We start from the raw sequence: 20,570 nt of genomic DNA, 5'->3' as shown, positions 1-20,570 counted from the left end.
AAACGTGCAATCATCGAAATTAAGAGCGATTATTTTATCTAGTATTTTTGCAGCTATTACAGCTATTTTAGCACAAATGGAAATTCCATTACCGCTGGTTCCTATTAGTGGTCAAACATTAGCTGTCGGACTTACAGCCACAATTATCGGTAGTAGATTAGGAGCTGTCGCGATGGTTTGTTATATGATGTTAGGAGCGATAGGGTTACCAGTTTTTGCTGGATTCGGTGGCGGTCCTCAAGTGTTAGTCGGTCCAACCGGGGGTTATATCATAGGCTTTATTTTTGCTGCATATGTGACAGGTAAGATTCTTGAAAAAACTACCTTTACTATAGCAATGGCTATGGTTGCAAATACGGTAGGTATGGTTATTACACTAGCATTTGGCATGGTGCAATTGAAATTTGTCGCTGATTTATCTTGGGCCGCTGCCTTGGCGGGAGGGGTATACCCATTCTTAGTAGTGGGTCTAATTAAAGCTTTTCTAGCAAGTTGGATTGGAATCATTGTTCGCAGACGATTACAACAAGCAAATTTGTTAAAAATAACTACCAATAATAAACAACGAGCAGCTTAAAGTTAGGACAAAAATAAAATGAATACAATAAATCCAAAAGATAACGAATTCTATGACTAGAAATCAATATCTTTTGGATTATTTAATTTCAGGAAAGTAGAAAAAATCTTAGTGGATTGATATTTTTCTATTCTTTTTTTGTTTAATAAAAGAATAATTCGGATACAGTCTAACGATGTCCTCTGTTATCCATTTTAGATAGCTATGTAGTTTCACACGGTGTAACCGTCCATCATACTCTTAACGAAAAGTTTCACGTATAACAAAGAAACTAAGTGGGGGATAAACGGACTTTAACTTTCCAATAAGTTTCGCTTAAAACAAGCATAAGGCAATAAATCCAATTGAAGGAAGTATCACTTTATGGATTATTTTTTGGCCTTTTTATGATATGATTAGGAGTGTTAAAAAAATCTGACTAAACGAAAAGATTGCGTCATATATTAGAAGTGATGTACGAATGTTTTAAGTTGAGATGGAAAAGGGAGCGTTCATTCGTGTATACCGAAATAGATAAATTAAATATACATTATAAACAAACTGGTGAAGGTCGCCCTGTAGTGATGCTTCATGGTTGGGGTACAAAGCTCGATTTATTTGAAGATTTGCAGCATAGCTTAAGTTCAAATTTCCAAGTAACCTCGATTGACTTTCCGGGATTCGGTGAGAGTGATGAGCCCCCAGAATCTTGGGATGTCAGACAGTATACTGATTTTTTGGAAAAGTTATTAACGAAATTAGAAATCAAAAATCCAATTTTAATTGGACATTCTTTTGGTGGAAGAGTGTCTATTAAGTATGCGGATAGACACCAATCAGGAGTACATAAAATAATTTTAATAGGCAGTGCTGGTGTAAAGCCAAAACGTAAATTGGATTATTATCTGAAAGTTTACAGCTACAAGACACTAAAAAAAGTATTAAATTTACCCGTTTTAAACCGATACAAAGAGGATATTATTCAGAAATATCGTGGTAAGGCTGGTTCATCTGATTACCAAAGTGCATCGAGAGTGATGCAGCAAACACTAAGTAAAGTCGTCAATGAAGACCTGCAGCACCATATGCCAAACATTAAAGCCCCTACTTTATTAATTTGGGGAGCAAATGATACGTCAACACCGGTGGAAGACGCGAAAATTATGGAAAAATTAATACCCAATGCAGGATTAGCATTGATCGAAAATGCAGGACATTACGTATTCTTAGAACAAAAACGCAGAGTGGCCGTAATAGTGGACACTTTTTTAGAAGATGACAAAGGAGCAGTTGAGTGATGCAAATCATTTTATCGATTATAAGTATATTATGGATCGCCTATCTTTTCTTCCGAGTGAAACAGGGACTCCATATGTTGCAATTAAATAGTTATTTTAATAACAGACTGATACGTTGGATGAAAGACCACTGGATAAAAGTATTTCCGTTTAATGAGTGGGTAGCACTTGCATTAGCCATTCTTTATTACTTCAATCAAAACTGGACTGTGTTTCTTATTGTTTTATTAGGTTTGATTGTACCTAAAAACAAACAAGAGAAAAAGAAACTTGTCGTGACCGCCCGTGTAAAGCGATTGATCACGACGGTCGCTGTGATTTATCTTTTCTTAATAGCGACAAGTTTGCATTTCATTTGGAATGATTATCCACTTAGTTATGCTGTATTTGTTATAGTATTTGGATCGTTGTTGACTTACGCCATTATACTTCTTGCTAATCTTATTAATAAACCGATCGAAAATGGGATTAAAGAACACTATTATAAAGATGCAAAAAACATTATCTCAAGTGCCCAGAATACCACTACCATCGGTATTACCGGCAGTTTTGGGAAGACTAGTACTAAATTTGTACTTGATACCATTTTATCGTCTCATTTTAATACCTTGAAAACACCTAATAGCTTTAATACGAAGATCGGTGTAACCATTACAATTCGTAATTCACTAAAACCCTATCATGATGTGTTTATCGCAGAAATGGGTGCAAAAGAGCCGGGGAATATTCAGGAAATTTGTGAATTAGTTGGCCATAAATATGCGATATTAACTGCAATTGGTGAGCAACATTTGGAAACATTTAAAACTCTAGAGAATATTCAAAAAACAAAATATGAGATAGTGGAAACATTGCCTGAAGATGGTGTTGCCTTTTTGAATCGGGATGATTCGAATATTATGGCATATACGCCGAAAAATCAATGTAGAAAAGTCTATTTTGCCATTGATGATCAGGAGGCAGATTATGTTGCTTCTAATATCCGCTTTCATAACAAAGGGACAACATTTAGAGTCACCAATAAAGCTGGGACATTGGATGCTGATTTTGAAACCAAAATTTTAGGTAAGCATAATGTTTATAACATTTTAGCGGCAATCAGTGTGGCATGGGAAATGAATGTACCGTTAAATAAACTGCAACAAGGTGTAAAGAAAATCCAGGCTGTCAAGCATCGAATGGAAATCAAAAAAGGTTTTGGTAATTTAACGGTAATTGATGATAGTTTTAACTCCAATCCGACCGGATCGCGTATGGCTTTGGAAGTACTTTCATCAATGGATGGTTATAAAGTGCTGGTGACACCAGGTATGGTAGAATTAGGTGATAAAGAATACCAATACAACAAAGCATTTGGTGAATATGCAGCAGATGCATGTGATTACGTGATTTTAGTTGGAGAGAAGCAAACAAAACCTCTTCAGGATGGTCTGCGGGAAAAAGATTATCCAGAGGAACAATTATTTATTGCTAAAGATTTAAATCATGCGATTTCACAAATTCAGGCGTTAAATCGTCAAGACGCGATAATTTTATTAGAGAATGATTTACCAGACACATACAATGAGTAAGACTAGTGTTGCTTTTACTTTAGTTATATCTGGTGAAAGGTCTAGTTTTTTACGAGGAGGAATAGGCTGTGAAAACGAAAGTAGCCGTTATTTTTGGTGGCGTATCTGTTGAACATGAAGTATCAGTTATCTCTGCACTGCAAGCAATGAGTGCAATGGATGACTCGAAATATCAAGCAATACCTATTTATATAAGTAAATCGAAAGAATGGTATACCGGTGATGTTTTAACCGATATTGATAATTATAAAGACCTTGATCAATTGTTTAAACAAGTAGAAAAGGTCGTTTTAGAACAGGAAAATGAAGATACCATCGTTTTAAAGAAGAAGGAGCGAACGCTTTTCTCCAAAGGTGTGATAACTACCATTGATGTGGTATTCCCGGTTATACATGGTACAAATGGAGAAGATGGCTCTTTGCAAGGCTATCTTGAATTATTAGGTCTGCCATATGTCGGATGCGATGTCGCCTCTTCTGCTGCAGGTATGGATAAGGTAATGATGAAACAAATTTTACGGGATGCCAATGTTCCCATCGTTGATTACGAGTGGTTTTATGCTAGTCAGTGGCACCAGGATCAGACGGCAGTTAAGCAGTTAGCAGAATCAGTTGGCTATCCAGTAATCGTGAAACCTGCTAATTTAGGCTCAAGTGTTGGTATTTCAAAAGCGAACAATGAAGAAGAGCTAGAAGAAGCGATTGAACTAGCTGTTTCCTATAGTTTTAAAGTAATTATTGAAAAAATGGTGACTGATTTAACAGAAGTGAATTGTTCCGTGATCGGCGACTATGAAGAAGTCGAGAGTTCCCTTTGTGAACAAGTGCTAAGTTCTGACGAGATTTTATCATATGCTGATAAGTATCAAAGTGGCGGAAAATCAGGAGATACGAAAGGAATGGAAAGCGTCAATCGCATTATTCCAGCTGAGATTTCTGATGAGGCAACTACCAAAGTAAAGGGATTAGCAGAGAAAACATTTCGACTGTTAAATGCAAGTGGTGTCTCACGTATTGACTTTTTATTAAATCCGGAAGGTGAAGTTTTCGTAAACGAAATTAATACGATTCCGGGTTCATTATCCTTTTATTTATGGGAACCTACAGGCAAGGATTTTCAGCAATTAACAGATCAATTAATTCAATTAGCAATAAAACGAGAAAGAGAACGTCAATCCATTCAATTCTCTATAGATACGAACCTATTTGCACTCCATAGTAAGGGCGGAGGAGCAAAAGGGAAATAACGTAAAAAAAAGACACGGAACTTTTCCTAAACAGTCTGAGACCTTGGGGAAAAGCAAAAATAACAGGTGAAAAAGACCCAAGACAGACTATAAATAATAAATAAACAGCATACAAAAAACGCTTGGTGTTAATCCAAGCGTTTCTTTGTGAATTTGTCATGTTCAACTAAAGTCTCCTTTGGTTGAAGAAAAGGGTCTTTCCTAAAATCATATTTATCTTTTTGAACATCTAACGTAATATTAGGATTTGATGAAGTTAAATTTTTAATGTCAATTATATTTGATTCTTTCCATTCTACAGCAAAATCATTTCCACTTGGTCCAATCCAAAAGATATTTCGAATGAATTTATTTTTTTCAAAAAGGGCTCCAACATAGCTATATTCGAAATGTAGAGTTGGCCCCTTCTTCAAAAAAACTTTTACCGAATAGTTGTTTATCTCCGATTTATATTCACCAACTTCTTTTAAACCATCTATTTCTACACTTTGTAGATTATAGGGACCTCTAATATTTGGAACTAAAATAAATAAAATACCAATAATAAATACAAAAGACAATAACCAAATTTTTTTCTTATTAATGAATGGCATAAATAATCCTCCCATTATAGAAATTTTCTTTGTTAAACATACCTTCTCTTTGACTCAAATTGTATACATAAATATTAGTAACGATAGATTTGCTGTAAATATGCGGAAGGAGATAGTCCAGTGACTTTTTTAAATACACGGCTAAAATAAAATGGATTGGAAAAGCCTAGCTGTTCACTTACCTCGGCAACGTTTACGTTTTCTTTTCTGAATAGCTGAATTGCTTTTTCGATCATTTTTTCATTTTGATATTGTGTGACACTTTTTCCAGTGTATTCTTTGAACAAAGTTGATAAGTAGGCATAGTTCATTCCTAAATGATCGGCAATTTCTTGACTTGTCACTTTTTTATTTGCTCCATCAATGTAGTTAATCATCCGAATGATCATTCGATTTGATTTCTTGTTAGCGAAAGATTCCAGGTTTTCAAGGTATAATTCTAAAAAAAATTGATGCAATTGCATACTCGTTAACATTGGGCGGAGTGGATGGGAAGATTCGAACATTTCTAATAGTTTATCAAGTTGAGAAATAATATATTTCCTTTGGCTAACCGTTCCAAACTTCGGCAATGTAATTTTTGATTGGTATTCATCTTGATTAATTAATGAAGTTTTACCATATGGACTGTATTCTGAAGTTTCACTAGGAAGAGAGTGATTAAAAAAATGAATATAATACCATTCAGAACCAGGCTGGTAATAATCCTCTCCCCAATGATGGGCATTTTTTCTGAGAAAAAGATAGGAGCCCTTTTCTAAAATGTACGATTTTCCATCTTCATTTATTTGAAGTTTGCCATTTATGACATATACAAAGACATTTAAATCCGGCATAATTCGATTTGGATGTTTTAAAATACCTTCACAGTCATCCATTATTCCAATTTCATGGATTAATGCTATATTGCTGTTTATAATTTCAATTTTATTATTCAATATTAATCCGCCTTTAGTTTAATAGTAATAGAATTATAACATAATACAAAAAAAAGATATGTAATTTTACTTTTTTTGAATGTACAATTCGTTGAATTTCTTTCATACTTGTATATGAACGGAATACGGAGGTGGAAAGTATGGGAAAGATTCAACTATTAGACGGGCTATTCTATGATTCACAGCAAAAAGGGAAAGAATATCTACTTAATTTAGATGTGGATCGCCTTGTGGCGCCATGTTATGAAGCAGTTGGTGTGAAGGCGAAAAAAGAAAGGTATGGAGGTTGGGAATCAACCCAAATTGCTGGTCATTCGGTTGGTCACTGGTTGTCGGCATCTGCAACTATGTATCAAGCCACTGGTGATATTAAATTAAAGAAAAAGCTAGAATATGCTTTATCGGAATTAGAGAAAATTCAATCGATAGAGCTTGATGGTTATCTTAGTGGATTTCCAAGAGATTGCTTTGATCAAGTTTTTACCGGTGAATTCGAAGTCAGCAATTTTAGTTTAGGCGGTTCTTGGGTCCCATGGTATTCTATCCACAAAATTTATGCTGGTTTAATCGACGTTTGCCAAATTATCGGTTCTGAAAAGGCACTACAGGTGGTAATCCGATTATCAGATTGGGCATATAACGGTTTAAAGGATTTAACGGAAAACCAATTTCAAGAGATGTTAAGGTGTGAACATGGAGGCATGAATGAGGTGTTTGCAGACTTATATCTCATTACAAATGATAAGCGTTATTTAGAATTAGCTGAGAGGTTTTACCATAAAGCAGTTTTAGCCCCTTTGGCAAACAAACAAGACGATTTAGAAGGAAGGCATGCCAATACACAAATTCCAAAAGTGATTGGAGCAGCTAAGTTATATAACATTACAGGTAATGATAAATATAAGCAAATCGCCACCTTTTTTTGGGAGCAAGTCGTAAGCTATCGAACATATGCGATAGGTGGAAATAGTATTAGGGAACACTTTGGACCTGAAAATTCAGAGGAATTAGGTATTTTAACGACAGAAACATGTAATACATATAACATGTTAAAATTGACAGAATTTTTATTTGATTGGCAACCAAGCTCCTATTATTTTGATTATTATGAACGTGCCCTATATAATCATATTTTAGCATCACAGGATCCTGATTCGGGAATGAAAACATACTTTGTTTCAACAGAACCCGGTCATTTTAAAGTCTATCATTCTCATGATAATTCATTTTGGTGTTGTACAGGGACAGGAATGGAAAATCCTGCGCGTTATAATCGTCGGATATTTGAAATGAGAGAGGATACGTTATACGTTCATTTATTTTTGTCAGCAAAAGCTTCCTTCCATGATGACCGTATCATGATCAAACAACAAACAGATTTTCCGTTTCAGCAGAGTAGTTCTTTAAAATTAGAAAAAGTGACAGATGATATAACGGAGATACGAATTCGAAAGCCTATTTGGTTAAAGGATGATAGTCAAGTTTCAGTAAATGGGAAGCATCAAAAAGTGGAAGAGGAAGATGGCTATTTCACAATAAAACGTGAATGGCAAAATGGCGACGAAATTTCATTTGATTTATCAATGGAGCTATTTCGATATCTTGCAAAAGATGATGACAAGAAACAGGTTATCATGTATGGACCGTTAGTTTTAGCAGGCGCACTGGGGCGTGAGAATTTTCCAAATACAGACATATTAGACGATCACCAATCATTAAATAACCATCCATTAATAGAGGTGCCAACACTGGTAACAGAAGAAGATTTGTCGAATTGGATTACTTTAAAAGATGAAAAAGAGCTAATCTTTGAGACGAAAGCTATCGGTCAACCAGGTAATCAGAAAGTAACATTAAAGCCATTTTTCAACGTCCATCATGAGCGCTATACGATTTATTGGAATATTATGAGTGAAACGACATATCAGCAAGTTGGAGACGAGGAGAAAAAGAAACGAGCAAGAGAACAGAACGTTATAATAGATGAAGTAACCCCAAATGAACAACAACCAGAAGTTGATCACCATTTAAAAGTGATAAATTCGTTCTCTGGTTACAGGAATGATGTGCATAGTGGATGGCGGGATGCACGTGATGGTGGTTATTTCAGTTACGAATTGGCAGTGAATCCTGAGCAACCGATGTACTTGGTAGTTACTTATAATAAAAATGATGCTAGTCTAGAACTAGATGGCCTCAAGATGGAAAGAGATTTTACGATTCGTGTGGATGATCATTTTATAGCGAGGGAACATTTTAATCAGCCTGATATTGGAGAGCTATACACAAAAAGCTATTCTATTCCGACTCAATTTGTAGAAGGTAAAGAGAAAGTAACGGTAACATTCTCAGCAGGTCAAGGAAAAATCGCGGGAGGGGTCTATCATCTAAGAGTCTTAAACGAGCCAACATTATAATGTGTCATAATTGAAAAATCCGAACGATTACAAATTCTATTTGTGAATTTGTAGATCGTCCGGATTTCGTTTTAAATAGCATTGCCCGAGCGTTTTATTGGGGGTGGGTTAGTGTATCCAATTCTTTTGATTAACTATAGAAAGAAGCACCAACAATTATTAACAAGATGAAAAGTACAACGATTAAGGCAAATCCGCTGCCATAACCACCGCCACCATATCCGCTACCATATCCACCACATGGATTACAGCCACCGTAATAGCTCATTTAATCAACCTCCTTGTGTATTATCACTATATAATGTATGTTGGAGTCAAGAATAAGTTAGGGTAAATGTCTAGTTTTGATAAAAATGGGCGTGTGTGATTTTCGAAATTTTAGTGTTAGATTTTTTAACAAGTTTAATGTAGGGATGTTTTCCCTTTGTTATATTATACGTAACCTATTAATTAGTGAATGTGGAAAGTTCATTAATTGATAAAATACATGTAAGCTGAATAATTAGTCCACTTTAGCCTGCTTATATGTATGATAGCTTGTTGCTCCCCTATCCATTTAAGGTGTCTGTTTTCACAAAACACAAAAAAGCCAACTTCTAAAAAAGTTGGCTCTTTTGTGCGCATGAGACATGACCAATTTTCTCACCCTCAAACACGATCGAGGCAAGACGTAATGTTGTGTATTTTAAGAATACTAAGCAGTAATTATATTTCCATTGTAGTAATTTTGAGAGAATAATACTGCTTTGCAATCGCTACGGCTTGTCCGCTTCCCTTTCCACGGGTTTTTCTCCTCAGCTAACTTTGGAAAGCAAAAACCGCTTGCCAAAGTGGATCTTCGGATAAAAACATCCCGTAGGAGTGGAAGCGGACGCCTTCGCTAATTTAATATTCTACAACGCTAGCAAGAAGAGGCATTATCCTATTTTTGTCAAGAGAAAAACTCGTAGATAGGAGTAAGAGGTCAAAAATTTAACTGTCACAAGCATTGTAGAACTTATTATACAGCGAAGCGATCGGCCGGAGCGGTATGTAAGCACATCACTTATTTCAAAATTACTACTAAGCAAAACAGTGAACTTTGTAGTTGTTCCTAGTATTCAAAGAATTAAGCCGAATAATTGTAAAAATTATTCGACTATGCCTAGTTGTTTTAATCCGTTATATATTCCTGAGTCTTCTACTGAGGTTGTGCGGTGTTTTGCGTATTGAAACAATTTCGGAGTGGCATTTCCCATTGCGAAACTTTCACCAACATATTGAAGCATTTGCTTATCATTCATCCCATCACCAAAAGCAATGGCATTCTTAGAAGAAATGTTCAATCGATCAAGAATCGCTTTTATCGCAAATCCTTTATTGACATTCTCTCTGATCACATCATAGCAGTGCTCTAGTCCAGAGACATTCACTTGGGAAAAATATATGTTCTCACTTTCAAGGTCATATAATATTGGTTCATCCGGTCTCACATTCATTAACGTAACACCCAAAATATCTTTACGGAACCTAGTTTCGTATGGTTGATAGCTGTTTAGATGAAAGAAGTCAACAAAATTCTGAACAATAGGATTTGAAACAGAAGTAAGTAAATTTAATTTGTCTGTATATAAAATCATCTCATGGTTGTTGGCCTTCGCTATCCCTAAATATTGATCAATAACAGATGCAGACATTGGTTCATCCACTAAAGTTTTACCTTTATATTTAGCATATGCACCATTATAACCGATCAAAGAGTTAATATTTAGTTCTTCTGCAATATCGCTGATTTCATGAAGCGGCCGACCAGTTGCTAAAAATACTTCTATGCCTTTAGCTTGTGCCTGGTTTACCGCAACCTTGGTAGTATCTTCAATGGTATGATCACGTCTTAAGATCGTACCATCAATATCTAAAAATAATGCTTGATAATGAGTTTTCATTTATTTTAATTAGCTCCTTATGATTACTCATATTAACTTCCGAGTATGTCTCACGTACATTATTAAAAAGTGATATTATTTAATTCCTGACCACTTGTTTCTTCATACCCCTTCATATACTTTATCCGACGTTGTGCTGCGGATTGATTAACTTGTTCATCTGCATGGTAAGATGATCGAACAAGAGGTCCAGCTTCACAGTGTTTAAAACCTTTGGATAAAGCAATTTGTTTTAATTCATTAAATTCATCGGGATGATAATAACGTTCGACATTTAAATGTCGTGTGGTTGGTTGTAAGTATTGACCGATCGTGACAATGTCAACATTGTTTGCGCGAAGGTCATCCATTGCTTCCACTAATTCTTCTTTCGTTTCACCAAGTCCAACCATAATACTTGATTTGGTTGGCGTATTAGGAGCAATTTCTTTCACTCTGCGCAATAATTCAAGCGAACGATCATACATTGCAATGGCGCGAACTTTTTTTGTAAGTCTTCTGACTGTTTCGATATTATGATTAAAAATATCAGGACCACTGTCCATTAAAGTATGTAGGCTCTCATAATCACCTTTCATATCAGAAGGTAAAATCTCAATCGTACATCCAGGAACTTTTTCACGTATTTGTCGTACAGTTTCAGCAAACACTGCTGCTCCACCATCATTTAAATCATCTCTCGCCACTGCGGTCACAACAACATGTTTTAAGCCCATGATCTCAACAGACTCAGCAACTCGTTGTGGTTCATCCCAGTCTAACTCATTAGGAAGCCCAGTTTTAACAGCGCAGAAACGGCAACCTCTTGTACAAGTATCACCTAAAATCATAAAAGTAGCTGTTTTTCTTTCACTCCAGCATTCGTGAATATTAGGGCATTTTGCTTCTTCGCATACCGTATTTAAACGTTTGTCTCGCATCAAATGTTTTAGACGATTGTACGATTTATTTGTATTAATTTTAATTTTCAGCCATTCGGGTTTACGTAAATGTTCCTCTTTTTTTGCCATTTGTATCGTCTCCTATCTCGAAAAATTCCATTCATTATTTAAATACTTGCTGTGCATAAGGTCATTAATTTCTAACTTCTGCTCCTCATTTAATTCAAGTGGTTGTAAATCAATGTCTAGTCCTTTTTCAAATCCCTTTTTGAAGGCTTTTTTCACTTCATTCAGTGTAATATCACGGTTTGCGGCCTGTGCAATAGAAATAGCCTTGTCGCTAAATGCAGCCCTTGCTCTTTCCTTCACTTTTTCATTCTTATAAATAAATAAGTCATAGAGTTTGTGATCGTCAACTTCTAAAGGAATAGATCCATGTTGCAGTATGACACCTTTTTTTCTTGTTTGTGCACTGCCTGCTGCTTTTTTATCATCAATCACAAGCTCATACCATGAAGGCTCTTCAAAACAAACGGCAGATTGACTTGTATTTAACTTACCCTCAGGTATAGCAAAGGATGCATTAATTCCTAAGGATTGAAAACCTTCTAATAAACCCTTAGATAAGACGAGATATGCTTCCTTAACAGAACGAGGCATTTTCGGGTGGTTTTCCGAAACGATCACACTATACGTTAATTCCTGATCGTGTAAGACTGCGCGACCACCAGTTAATCTTCTAACTAGTTCAATATTGTTTTTTTGGACTGCTTCCATGTTAATCTTGTTTTTGGTTTTTTGAAAGTATCCTACTGACAATCCAGCTGGTAACCATTCATAAAAGCGAATAATCGGTGGTATTTGCTGGTTGCTGTGCCAATTTAATAAACATTCATCTACAGCCATATTATAAGCCGGTGTCTGTTTGTTCGTGTCTAAAAAGTACCAAGTCTCTGTCATATAATATTAGTCTCTTCAAAAAAGAGTACTATTCCTCCTTTAAATGTAATTGAAATACAATTCAAAAAATTCATGCAATTACTCTATTAATGGTACAACTTGGATATCTTTCTGTCAAAAAAATTGGTGGGATTATTACTATTGCAAGATATGGTATAGTAGTACAAGGAATTAGGATTTTTTCAGTAGGGAGACAGTCAGCAAATGAGTGGATTTAATGAACAATTTTTGATATCGATTGTTATTATTACAATCGGATATTTATTAAAAAGAAATAATCTTGTAAAAGAAAAAGATGGTGAAGCTATCGCAAGGATTGTGTTTAATTTAACCCTTCCTTGCTTAATTATTGTTACGTTTAGTGATATTGAGTTTACAGCTTCCTTATTTTATTTAATCGTTATCGCCTTTGTTTATGGTCTAGTAAACGGTTTTATGGCAATATACATATTCAGGAATCATACAAAGGATATTAAGGGGACTTTTAGTATGATGGTACCTGGGTTAAATATTGGCTTGTTTGCTTATCCATTAGTAGAAGGTCTATTTGGCTTTGAAGGGCTAAAATATTTTGGTATGTTCGATATAGGGAATGCCTTTATCGTATTTGGTCTAAGTTATATTATTGCAGGTATGTATGCTGGAAGTGGTGGGATGTTAGAAACACGTTCGATTATAGTGAAATTATCGAAGTCAATTCCCTTACAAACCTATTTGATCATGGGGCTATTAAGCATAATCGGAATTAGTCTGCCAAACATAATAATCACTGTCTCAGATACGATTTCTGTAGCTAATATGCCACTTTCATTATTACTGCTCGGCCTGTATTTGAATTTTTCTTTTGCCAAAGGGTATGGCACACTTATCTTGAAATTTTTAGCTACGAAATATGGGATCGGATTATTTGCAGGTATTGCCTGTTACTTGTGGCTGCCTGTCGAAGATATGTTCAAATTCACCTTATTAATCGGCTTCATTTTACCAACACCAGCATCTGTTTTACCGTATGCCATTATGTTTGGCTATAATCAACGCTTGGTCGGAACAGCATCCAATTTAACGATGATAACAAGCTTTATTCTAATATGGATCATGGTAAATATTGTTGTCTAGCAAACTATTTTTATTATAGTCATCTTTCAATTAGAATGAAGACATTCAAAAAAATTATGAGGTGATAAAATGGATCAACAGGTTATCTTTATAACAGGGGCTTCAAGAGGAATTGGACGCAATATGGCAATCTATTTTGCCAAAAGAGGATATACAGTCATTGGTTCAGGAAGAAATATGAAGAAGGTGGATGAAGTAAGAGAAGAATTACTTCAATATTCAGGAGATCATCGCATGGTTACAATGGATGTGACAAACCTGGAGGAAGTGCAATCGACACTAAAATATGTGATCGATACATACAGTAAGATTGATGTGTGGGTGAATAATGCTGGTTCCTTCCAAGCGATTGGAAAGACGTGGGAAGTCGCACCGGAATTATTTAAACAGGATATTGAAACCAATGTTATCGGTACCTATCAATGCGCTGCAAGTGTTATTCCGATTATGTTGTCACAAAATCATGGAAAACTAATCAACTTGGTTGGTGGTGGTACATTAGATGCCTTCCCTTATGGAAATGGGTATGGTACGTCCAAAACAGCTATAGCGAGGTTCACTGAAAATCTATCAGTAGAATTGAGCGAGGATCCAATCGAAATATATGCACTTGATCCAGGTTTAAATGATACAGATATGACAAAATACCAAAGAACAAGTGATGTAGGAAAAAAATATTTAGCAAATATTGAGAAGTTGTTTGAAGATAATATCGATGTTTCACAAGACCAAGCTCCCAGTTGGGTAGAGAACATTGTATTAGGCAAACTTAAGGCTTTTCAAGGAAGAATTATTACTGTTTACGATATTTTGGAAGAACTGAACAAAAAAGCATCTCAAACAAAAAATCAAGATTATCGATTTTTGAGATTGCAAGATTTTTAAAGTAGTAACAAAACATATCACGTAGTTAGTCGTCCGTTCATTCTCTACATAGCTTTTTTTGTTAGGATTCGAACCGTTTCGGTAAAGTGGACAATTACATCGTGGTAAACAACTGGATATGAGGTGTTTGTTATTTTTGACTTATCAATAATTGAATGGATAATAATCGTATGTTGTGGATTGTTAATAGGTTTTGCTAAAGCAGGCGTAGCAAGTATGGGGATATTAGTTGTCACAATTTTTATGATGATTTTTCCTGCTCGCGAATCTGTGGGAATACTATTACCTTTATTGATCATCGGGGATTTATTTGCTGTTACCTATTATCGTAGAGACGTTGTCTGGCGTTATTTATTTTCACTTGTCCCATGGGTTTTAATCGGAATTGTGCTTGGTTATTTCGTCTTGGATGTTGTAACCAGTGAGCAATTGAAACCAATGGTAGGTATTTTAGTGCTAGCATTAATTGTATTACATATTAGTCGTGAAAAATTAGGAGAAAAGTTTGTAGAAATGTTGCCAGAATCTAAAGTTTTTACTATTAGTATGGGAATATTAGCAGGGTTTACTACAATGATAGGAAATGCAGCAGGTGGTGTCATGGCTATCTACTTATTGGTCAAAGGTTTACCGAAGAAAGAATTTGTTGGGACTGGTGCATGGTTTTTCTTATTTGTAAATGTCATTAAAATACCCTTCTATATTTCCTTAGGTATTATCACAGTGGAATCTATTAAATTTAATGCATGGTTAATTCCTGCGATTCTAATTGGGGCGTTAATTGGGGTGAAAGTTATAAAAATAATGCCCCAAAAAGTATTTCAAATATTAGTATTAGTATTTGCTGCACTCGGGGCAATTCGATTAATTATTGGTTAATAATCAATTGATAATTTTTTGAATTTTCTGAATTAATGATATTTTCGACAAATTTCGAAAGTAATATGTTATGATTATTTTAATTATTTCACCTTAAAGATAATTGGGGGTTACAAAATGGGTGATAAGCACATAGAAACATTATTATTACATGGTGGACAAACACCTGATCCGACGACAGGTTCAAGAGCAGTTCCAATATATCAAACCACATCCTACGTGTTTGAAGATACAGAGCACGCTGAGAAATTATTCTCATTACAGGAAAATGGCAATATTTATAGTCGTTTGATGAATCCAACGTTAGACGTTTTTGAAAAAAGAATGGCATTACTTGAAGGTGGCGTTGCCGCAGTAGCTACAGCATCAGGTATGGCAGGTATATCGATGTCAATATTAAATATTGCTTCTGCGGGTGATGAGATTGTTGCAGCTACCAATATTTATGGGGGTACGTATAATCTATTTTCAATAACCTTACCTCGATATGGTATAAAGGTTCACTTTGTTGATCCTACAGATCCAACAAATTTTAAGAAGGCAATAAATCATAAAACGAAAGCAGTTTTTGCTGAAACGATAGGTAATCCAAGTTTACACGTACTCGATATACCATCTGTATCGAAAATTGCACATGAGGCAGGAGTTCCATTAATCGTCGATAACACATTTGCTACACCTTACGTGTGTCGCCCGATTGAGCAAGGTGCAGACATAGTGGTTCATTCTGCTACAAAATGGATTGGGGGTCACGGGACTTCCATAGGTGGTATTGTGATAGATGGTGGTCATTTCGATTGGAATTCCAATAAATATCCAGGTTTCATTGAACCAGATCGCAGTTACAATGGCATCGTATATGCCAAAGATTTTGGTGATATCGCTTTTGCAACCAAGTTAAGGGTGCAATTATTACGAGATTTAGGTGCATGTTTAAGTCCTTTCAATGCTTTTCAATTATTACAAGGTTTAGAAACACTAAATTTACGAGTGCAACGTCATAATGATAATGCGTTAGCACTAGCAAAAAAATTGGAGAGTCATCCTGCCGTAAGTTGGGTTACATATCCGGGCTTAACATCACACTCATCACATGAGTATGCCAAACAAAAATTAGAAAATGGGTTTGGTTCTGTACTTGTTTTCGGAATTAAAGGCGGAAGAGAAGCAGGCAGTAAACTAATAAATAACATGGAATTATGGTCTCACCTTGCAAATGTAGGTGATGCAAAAAGTTTAATTATTCATCCAGCAACGACGACTCATTTGCAATTATCAGGTGAAGAGCTGAAAGCTTCAGGAGTATCAGAAGATATGGTTCGTCTGTCTGTCGGACTAGAAAATATAGATGATTTATTTTCTGATTTAGATCAATCGTTAAGAAAAGCGACTAATTTGTCTCCGTCCACATCGGGAGAACCAGAGCTCGATAACAATTCTGAAGATATTGTTAATCAACTAACAAAAGAAGTAATAAAAAGGTTACAAAATAAACGTATTTAGTGGATACTACATACCAAAAAATAAAAACACGGTATGTTATCATAAAAAATTTTAGGGGGTTTTAATAGTGAAAAACAGTAAAATGTGGTTATTTGCGATTGTTATTACTTTACTAAGTATACTTACCGCATGTGGTCAAGATGATGAAAGTAGTACAGATGAAGGAAACAGTAATGAGTCAGCAGAAACAACAGACTTAGAAGGTGTACCCGAGGCATTACAATCTGGTGAACAACTGGAAATTATGGTTATCCGTAAAATTGGTGGGGATGATCATACACAGCAATTTTTAGCAGGTACACAACAAGAAGGTCAAGCATTAGGAATGAAGGTAGATACATTCTCAGCAAATGGGGATACTACAAGCTTTCATGACACAATTTCACAAGCGATTAACCAAGAATATGACGGTTTAATTATCTCTCATGGTGATGATGACACTACGGTGGAATTAATTCAGGAAGCCAGAGATAAAGGGATTGAAGTTGTAGCATTTGATACAAATGAAGGTGCATTGGAGATTGATGGAGTTACGCTTACATCTCAAAATGATGAAGAACTAGCTACATTAGCTCTTGATAAGTTAGTAGAAGAACATCCCGAAGCAAATATTGGTTATCTTTGGGTAGATGGTTTTCCACCAATGGTGAGAAGAAATAATGTGTATGAAACAGTCTTAGAAGAAAATCCTGGTATTAAAGAAGTGAAACGATTTGGAGATGCTACGGATCCACAAACAAAAACGCAAGAAGCTGTTGGAGCTTGGTTGACAGAATTACCAGAAGGTGAAATTGACGCAATCTTTGCAACATGGGATGCATTTGCTGTTGGAGCGACTCGAGCAATTCAAGAAGCTGGAAGAGAAGAAATTGATGTATATGGTATTGATGTTTCCAATGCAGATCTTCAACTAATGCAAGAGGAAAACAGTCCTTGGAAATATACAGCTGCAGTCGACCCGAAATTAATTGGTGCTGTAAATGTAAGATTACTAGCTAAAAAATTCGCAGGTGAAGAAACGCCACAAGAAGCATCTCTTGAACCATCGATGATTTCTCAAGAAGAGTTAAATGCCTCGGATGAAGAAGTAAACATGGAAACCTTAGCAGATGTTGTTGAAGGATGGGGAGAGTCTGATCAATTTAAAGAAGATTGGATGGCCACTTTAAAAGAACATCACTCTAATTAAGAATAAAATGGATAGAAAGCCTCTACATGGCTTTCTATCTTCTACATACTATAAGTATCCGTAAAAAAAGGCGGGTGATTACAATGCCACAATCAATATTGAAAATGAAAAATATAACAATAGATTTTCCTGGAGTTCGAGCTTTAGATGATGCACAATTTCTGATGCATACGGGGCAGGTACACGCTTTAATAGGTGCCAATGGTGCTGGTAAGTCAACGCTGATGAAAGTGCTCTCTGGTGCATATACACATTATACTGGTGACATTATTTTAAATGATAAGAAAATTGAAATACGCTCACCACAGGATGCGAAAGAATTAGGTATTCAAATCGTTTATCAAGAAGTGGATACAGCATTAATTCCATATCTGACGGTAGGCGAAAATATTATGCTAAACAAAATGGTAAATGGTATGGGGAAGAGACAATTTATTCAATATTCCCAAATTCATAAAGAGGCTTCTAGCTTACTAGAGAGATTAAACATACATGTATCTTCTCGACGACTCGTACGAACATTAACATTAGCAGAAAAACAAATGGTATTAATTGCTCGAGCGATATCGAGAGATTGTCGTTATTTAATATTGGATGAACCGACTGCACCTCTTAGTAATACAGAAACTGACCAATTATTTGAAATCGTACGTCAATTGCGTTCAAGTAATGTTGGCGTCATCTTTATTTCACACCGACTTCAAGAATTATTTGAAATATGTGATGAGATAACGGTTATGCGTAATGGGAATTTTATCAGTCACAATCAAATAAATGAGGTTACGATCGATTCCGTTGTAGAAAAGATGTTAGGAAAACAAATGGAAGAACAATTTCCAACAATGGAACGTGAAGTAAAGGAGAAAGTTTTCGAAGTGAAACACTTGCGTGATGATGAAAAGGTAGAAGACGTTTCTTTTCATGTTTGCGCAGGAGAAGTAATTGGACTAGCAGGCTTAGTTGGGGCAGGAAAGACAGAGATTTGCAAAGCATTATTTGGAGAGTCTTCACACCTGGAAGGCATTGTGAAAATGCATGGAAAAACATTAAATATCCGTAACTCTAACCAGGCTGTTAATTATGGTATAGCCCTTGTTCCAGAAGAACGTCGCAAAGAGGGGGTATTGGTAGAGGAAAAAGTCAGTACCAATTTAACCTCTGCTCATTTATCATCATTTGTACGTCGTTTTTCTTTTTTGAATTTCAAAAAAGAGCGTACAGTTTCTGCGGAAATGGTAGAGAAGTTAGGAGTCAAAACACCATCGATTGAAACGAAACTATCTAATCTTTCGGGTGGAAACCAACAGAAAATAGCCATCGGTAAATGGTTAATTGCAGATGCGGATGTGTATATTTTTGATGAGCCAACAAAGGGTGTGGATGTTGGATCTAAAAAAGATATTTTCACCTTGATTCTTGAATTAGCTAAAAGAGGGAAGTCGATTATCTATGCTTCGAGTGAATTGACTGAAATCGTAGGTATTACGGATCGATCCTATGTGATTTATGATGGGAAAGTTGTCAAAGAATTACAAACAAACAAAACAACAGAAGAGCAATTATTATTTTATTCGACAGGGGGAAGGGATTCATGAGTGCAAGTTCCAATACGTCTAATTCATCATCTTCTCCAAAGCAAAATAAGCAGTCATTCGATTTTTTTCAGTTTCTTTATAAATATGGGACCATCATCACCATTATTTTATTAATTGTTATATTTTCGATCGCCAATCCTGCTTTTTTACAGTGGAGCAATATTGAGAATATTTTACGATCAATTTCTATTGTTACAATTATTGCTATCGGACTTACGATTTCCTTATCTGTAAATGGTTTTGATTTATCGATTGGTTCCGTAGCTTCTTTAGCAAATGCTGTCGTAATATCGATGTTTGTCTGGTATGGACAGTCGACGCTGATTGCTATATTAGTAGCTCTGGTGGCGGCCATTTTAGTAGGACTATTAAACTCATTTTTGATCGTAAAAATGAGAATACCAGATATGCTTTTAACACTAGCAACTATGTTTGTCATACAAGGGGTAGCATTAACTTATACTCGAAGTGCCACTATATCAGAGAATATGATTATGCCTGATGGCAGCTACTCTGAAGGTATGATTACAGATGTGTTTTCCTTATTAGGTAAAGCACCGTATATTATTATTCTCATGTTGGTAATCGTGTTTATAGTACACATATTTTTAACTTATACAAAGCACGGAAGGTATATGTATGTGATTGGTGGCAATGAGGAAGCAGCAAGGTTATCAGGTATTCCTGTAAATAAATATAAAGTACTTGCCTATGTACTATCCGCTCTTTTGGCGGCAATAGGTGGAATTGTGCTCGCTTCTCGTGTAATGCAAGCTGAGATCAATGCTGGAGAGAATTACCTCATGGATGCTGTAGCTGCAGCATTTATTGGCTTATCGGTTCTAGGCGCTGGTAAACCAAATGCACTTGGAACTTTCGTTGGAGCAGTATTAATAGGTATTTTAGCAAATGGACTGGTAATGATGTCTGTTCCGTATTATGCGATGGACATCGTAAAAGGTGGAGTATTTGCTTTAGCATTAGCGGTAACCTACTACAAATTAAAATAGGAGGTAT

Annotated in this window: 17 protein-coding genes and 1 pseudogene; 12 read left to right on the top strand and 6 right to left on the bottom strand. The window is 35.6% G+C overall.

Going from position 1 to position 20,570, the window contains the following annotated elements:
* The first annotated feature begins 4 nt into the window (after positions 1-4).
* The 4 genes from BUC25_RS17975 to BUC25_RS17960 all read left to right on the top strand — a co-directional run bounded on the left by BUC25_RS17975 (position 5) and on the right by BUC25_RS17960 (position 4,672).
* On the top strand, positions 5-577 hold the full coding sequence (locus tag BUC25_RS17975; protein ID WP_073203252.1) for a biotin transporter BioY: 573 nt from the start codon (positions 5-7) through the stop codon (positions 575-577).
* Between the two features lie 497 nt (positions 578-1,074).
* Positions 1,075-1,854 (top strand): alpha/beta fold hydrolase, encoded by a 780-nt coding sequence (locus BUC25_RS17970; RefSeq protein WP_073203251.1) that lies wholly within the window; start codon positions 1,075-1,077, stop codon positions 1,852-1,854.
* Positions 1,854-3,425: a UDP-N-acetylmuramoyl-tripeptide--D-alanyl-D-alanine ligase gene (locus BUC25_RS17965; RefSeq protein ID WP_073203250.1), complete on the top strand. Its 1,572-nt coding sequence runs from the start codon at positions 1,854-1,856 to the stop codon at positions 3,423-3,425. The genes BUC25_RS17970 and BUC25_RS17965 overlap by 1 nt, the downstream gene beginning before the upstream one ends.
* A 68-nt stretch (positions 3,426-3,493) precedes the next feature.
* A complete protein-coding gene (locus BUC25_RS17960) occupies positions 3,494-4,672 on the top strand; it encodes a D-alanine--D-alanine ligase family protein (protein WP_073203249.1) in 1,179 nt (392 codons plus the stop codon).
* 128 nt (positions 4,673-4,800) lie between these two features.
* Here the strand turns inward: BUC25_RS17960 and BUC25_RS17955 are convergent, their stop codons facing one another.
* Positions 4,801-5,265, bottom strand: coding sequence for a DUF5412 family protein (locus BUC25_RS17955; protein ID WP_073203248.1), 465 nt, complete (start codon positions 5,263-5,265; stop codon positions 4,801-4,803).
* 74 nt (positions 5,266-5,339) lie between these two features.
* Positions 5,340-6,203 carry an AraC family transcriptional regulator gene (locus BUC25_RS17950; RefSeq protein ID WP_084543528.1) on the bottom strand — a complete coding sequence of 288 codons (864 nt, stop codon included), beginning with the start codon at positions 6,201-6,203 and terminating at the stop codon, positions 5,340-5,342.
* A 140-nt stretch (positions 6,204-6,343) separates the two neighbouring features.
* On the opposite strand from BUC25_RS17950, the gene BUC25_RS17945 reads away from it, so the two are divergent.
* On the top strand, positions 6,344-8,620 hold the full coding sequence (locus tag BUC25_RS17945) for a glycoside hydrolase family 127 protein (RefSeq protein WP_073203247.1): 2,277 nt from the start codon (positions 6,344-6,346) through the stop codon (positions 8,618-8,620).
* Positions 8,621-8,750: 130 nt separating this feature from the next.
* On the opposite strand, the gene BUC25_RS17940 is transcribed toward BUC25_RS17945, so the two are convergent.
* From BUC25_RS17940 to BUC25_RS17925, 4 genes are all read right to left on the bottom strand, one after another.
* The gene (locus BUC25_RS17940; RefSeq protein ID WP_073203246.1) at positions 8,751-8,888 is read right to left on the bottom strand and encodes a YjcZ family sporulation protein; all 138 of its coding nucleotides are present in this window, start codon (positions 8,886-8,888) and stop codon (positions 8,751-8,753) included.
* Between the two features lie 862 nt (positions 8,889-9,750).
* Complete coding sequence (locus tag BUC25_RS17935) at positions 9,751-10,545, bottom strand: Cof-type HAD-IIB family hydrolase (RefSeq protein WP_073203245.1); 795 nt, start codon at positions 10,543-10,545, stop codon at positions 9,751-9,753.
* Positions 10,546-10,607: 62 nt separating this feature from the next.
* The gene (gene lipA / locus BUC25_RS17930) at positions 10,608-11,555 is read right to left on the bottom strand and encodes a lipoyl synthase (protein ID WP_073203244.1); all 948 of its coding nucleotides are present in this window, start codon (positions 11,553-11,555) and stop codon (positions 10,608-10,610) included.
* 12 nt (positions 11,556-11,567) lie between these two features.
* Positions 11,568-12,386: a lipoate--protein ligase family protein gene (locus BUC25_RS17925; RefSeq protein ID WP_073203243.1), complete on the bottom strand. Its 819-nt coding sequence runs from the start codon at positions 12,384-12,386 to the stop codon at positions 11,568-11,570.
* Between the two features lie 204 nt (positions 12,387-12,590).
* Between BUC25_RS17925 and BUC25_RS17920 the strand changes: the two genes are divergently transcribed.
* The 7 genes and pseudogenes from BUC25_RS17920 (at position 12,591) to BUC25_RS17890 (ending at position 20,563) form a co-directional block, all read left to right on the top strand.
* Complete coding sequence (locus BUC25_RS17920) at positions 12,591-13,502, top strand: AEC family transporter (RefSeq protein WP_073203242.1); 912 nt, start codon at positions 12,591-12,593, stop codon at positions 13,500-13,502.
* 69 nt (positions 13,503-13,571) lie between these two features.
* Positions 13,572-14,387: an SDR family NAD(P)-dependent oxidoreductase gene (locus BUC25_RS17915; protein WP_073203241.1), complete on the top strand. Its 816-nt coding sequence runs from the start codon at positions 13,572-13,574 to the stop codon at positions 14,385-14,387.
* A gap of 180 nt (positions 14,388-14,567) precedes the next feature.
* Positions 14,568-15,266 (top strand): sulfite exporter TauE/SafE family protein, encoded by a 699-nt coding sequence (locus BUC25_RS17910; protein ID WP_280174070.1) that lies wholly within the window; start codon positions 14,568-14,570, stop codon positions 15,264-15,266.
* Positions 15,267-15,383: 117 nt separating this feature from the next.
* Positions 15,384-16,664 (top strand): annotated as a pseudogene (locus BUC25_RS17905) (O-acetylhomoserine aminocarboxypropyltransferase/cysteine synthase family protein); the annotation flags it as partial.
* A gap of 187 nt (positions 16,665-16,851) precedes the next feature.
* Positions 16,852-17,958 (top strand): sugar ABC transporter substrate-binding protein, encoded by a 1,107-nt coding sequence (locus tag BUC25_RS17900; protein WP_073203279.1) that lies wholly within the window; start codon positions 16,852-16,854, stop codon positions 17,956-17,958.
* Between the two features lie 83 nt (positions 17,959-18,041).
* Complete coding sequence (locus tag BUC25_RS17895; protein WP_073203240.1) at positions 18,042-19,553, top strand: sugar ABC transporter ATP-binding protein; 1,512 nt, start codon at positions 18,042-18,044, stop codon at positions 19,551-19,553.
* Positions 19,550-20,563, top strand: a complete 1,014-nt coding sequence (locus BUC25_RS17890; protein ID WP_073203239.1) for an ABC transporter permease — start codon at positions 19,550-19,552, stop codon at positions 20,561-20,563. Before BUC25_RS17895 ends, BUC25_RS17890 begins: the two co-directional genes overlap by 4 nt.
* The last annotated feature ends 7 nt before the right edge of the window (positions 20,564-20,570 follow it).

Source organism: Gracilibacillus kekensis, from assembly GCF_900143085.1.
GTDB classification, from domain to species: Bacteria; Bacillota; Bacilli; order Bacillales; family Amphibacillaceae; genus Gracilibacillus; species Gracilibacillus kekensis.
The sequence above is the reverse complement of the archived record's forward strand: the minus strand, read 5'-3'. Positions and strand labels throughout refer to the sequence as shown.

Bases quoted from the DNA above. Each gene is read 5' to 3' on its own strand.
- BUC25_RS17900 (WP_073203279.1), top strand. From the start codon at position 16,852: ATGTGGTTATTTGCGATTGTTATTACTTTACTAAGTATACTTACCGCA.
- BUC25_RS17955 (WP_073203248.1), bottom strand. From the start codon at position 5,265: ATGCCATTCATTAATAAGAAAAAAATTTGGTTATTGTCTTTTGTATTT.
- BUC25_RS17920 (WP_073203242.1), top strand. From the start codon at position 12,591: ATGAGTGGATTTAATGAACAATTTTTGATATCGATTGTTATTATTACA.
- BUC25_RS17935 (WP_073203245.1), bottom strand. From the start codon at position 10,545: ATGAAAACTCATTATCAAGCATTATTTTTAGATATTGATGGTACGATC.
- lipA (WP_073203244.1), bottom strand. From the start codon at position 11,555: ATGGCAAAAAAAGAGGAACATTTACGTAAACCCGAATGGCTGAAAATT.
- BUC25_RS17940 (WP_073203246.1), bottom strand. From the start codon at position 8,888: ATGAGCTATTACGGTGGCTGTAATCCATGTGGTGGATATGGTAGCGGA.
- BUC25_RS17890 (WP_073203239.1), top strand. From the start codon at position 19,550: ATGAGTGCAAGTTCCAATACGTCTAATTCATCATCTTCTCCAAAGCAA.
- BUC25_RS17915 (WP_073203241.1), top strand. From the start codon at position 13,572: ATGGATCAACAGGTTATCTTTATAACAGGGGCTTCAAGAGGAATTGGA.
- BUC25_RS17965 (WP_073203250.1), top strand. From the start codon at position 1,854: ATGCAAATCATTTTATCGATTATAAGTATATTATGGATCGCCTATCTT.
- BUC25_RS17895 (WP_073203240.1), top strand. From the start codon at position 18,042: ATGCCACAATCAATATTGAAAATGAAAAATATAACAATAGATTTTCCT.
- BUC25_RS17925 (WP_073203243.1), bottom strand. From the start codon at position 12,386: ATGACAGAGACTTGGTACTTTTTAGACACGAACAAACAGACACCGGCT.
- BUC25_RS17945 (WP_073203247.1), top strand. From the start codon at position 6,344: ATGGGAAAGATTCAACTATTAGACGGGCTATTCTATGATTCACAGCAA.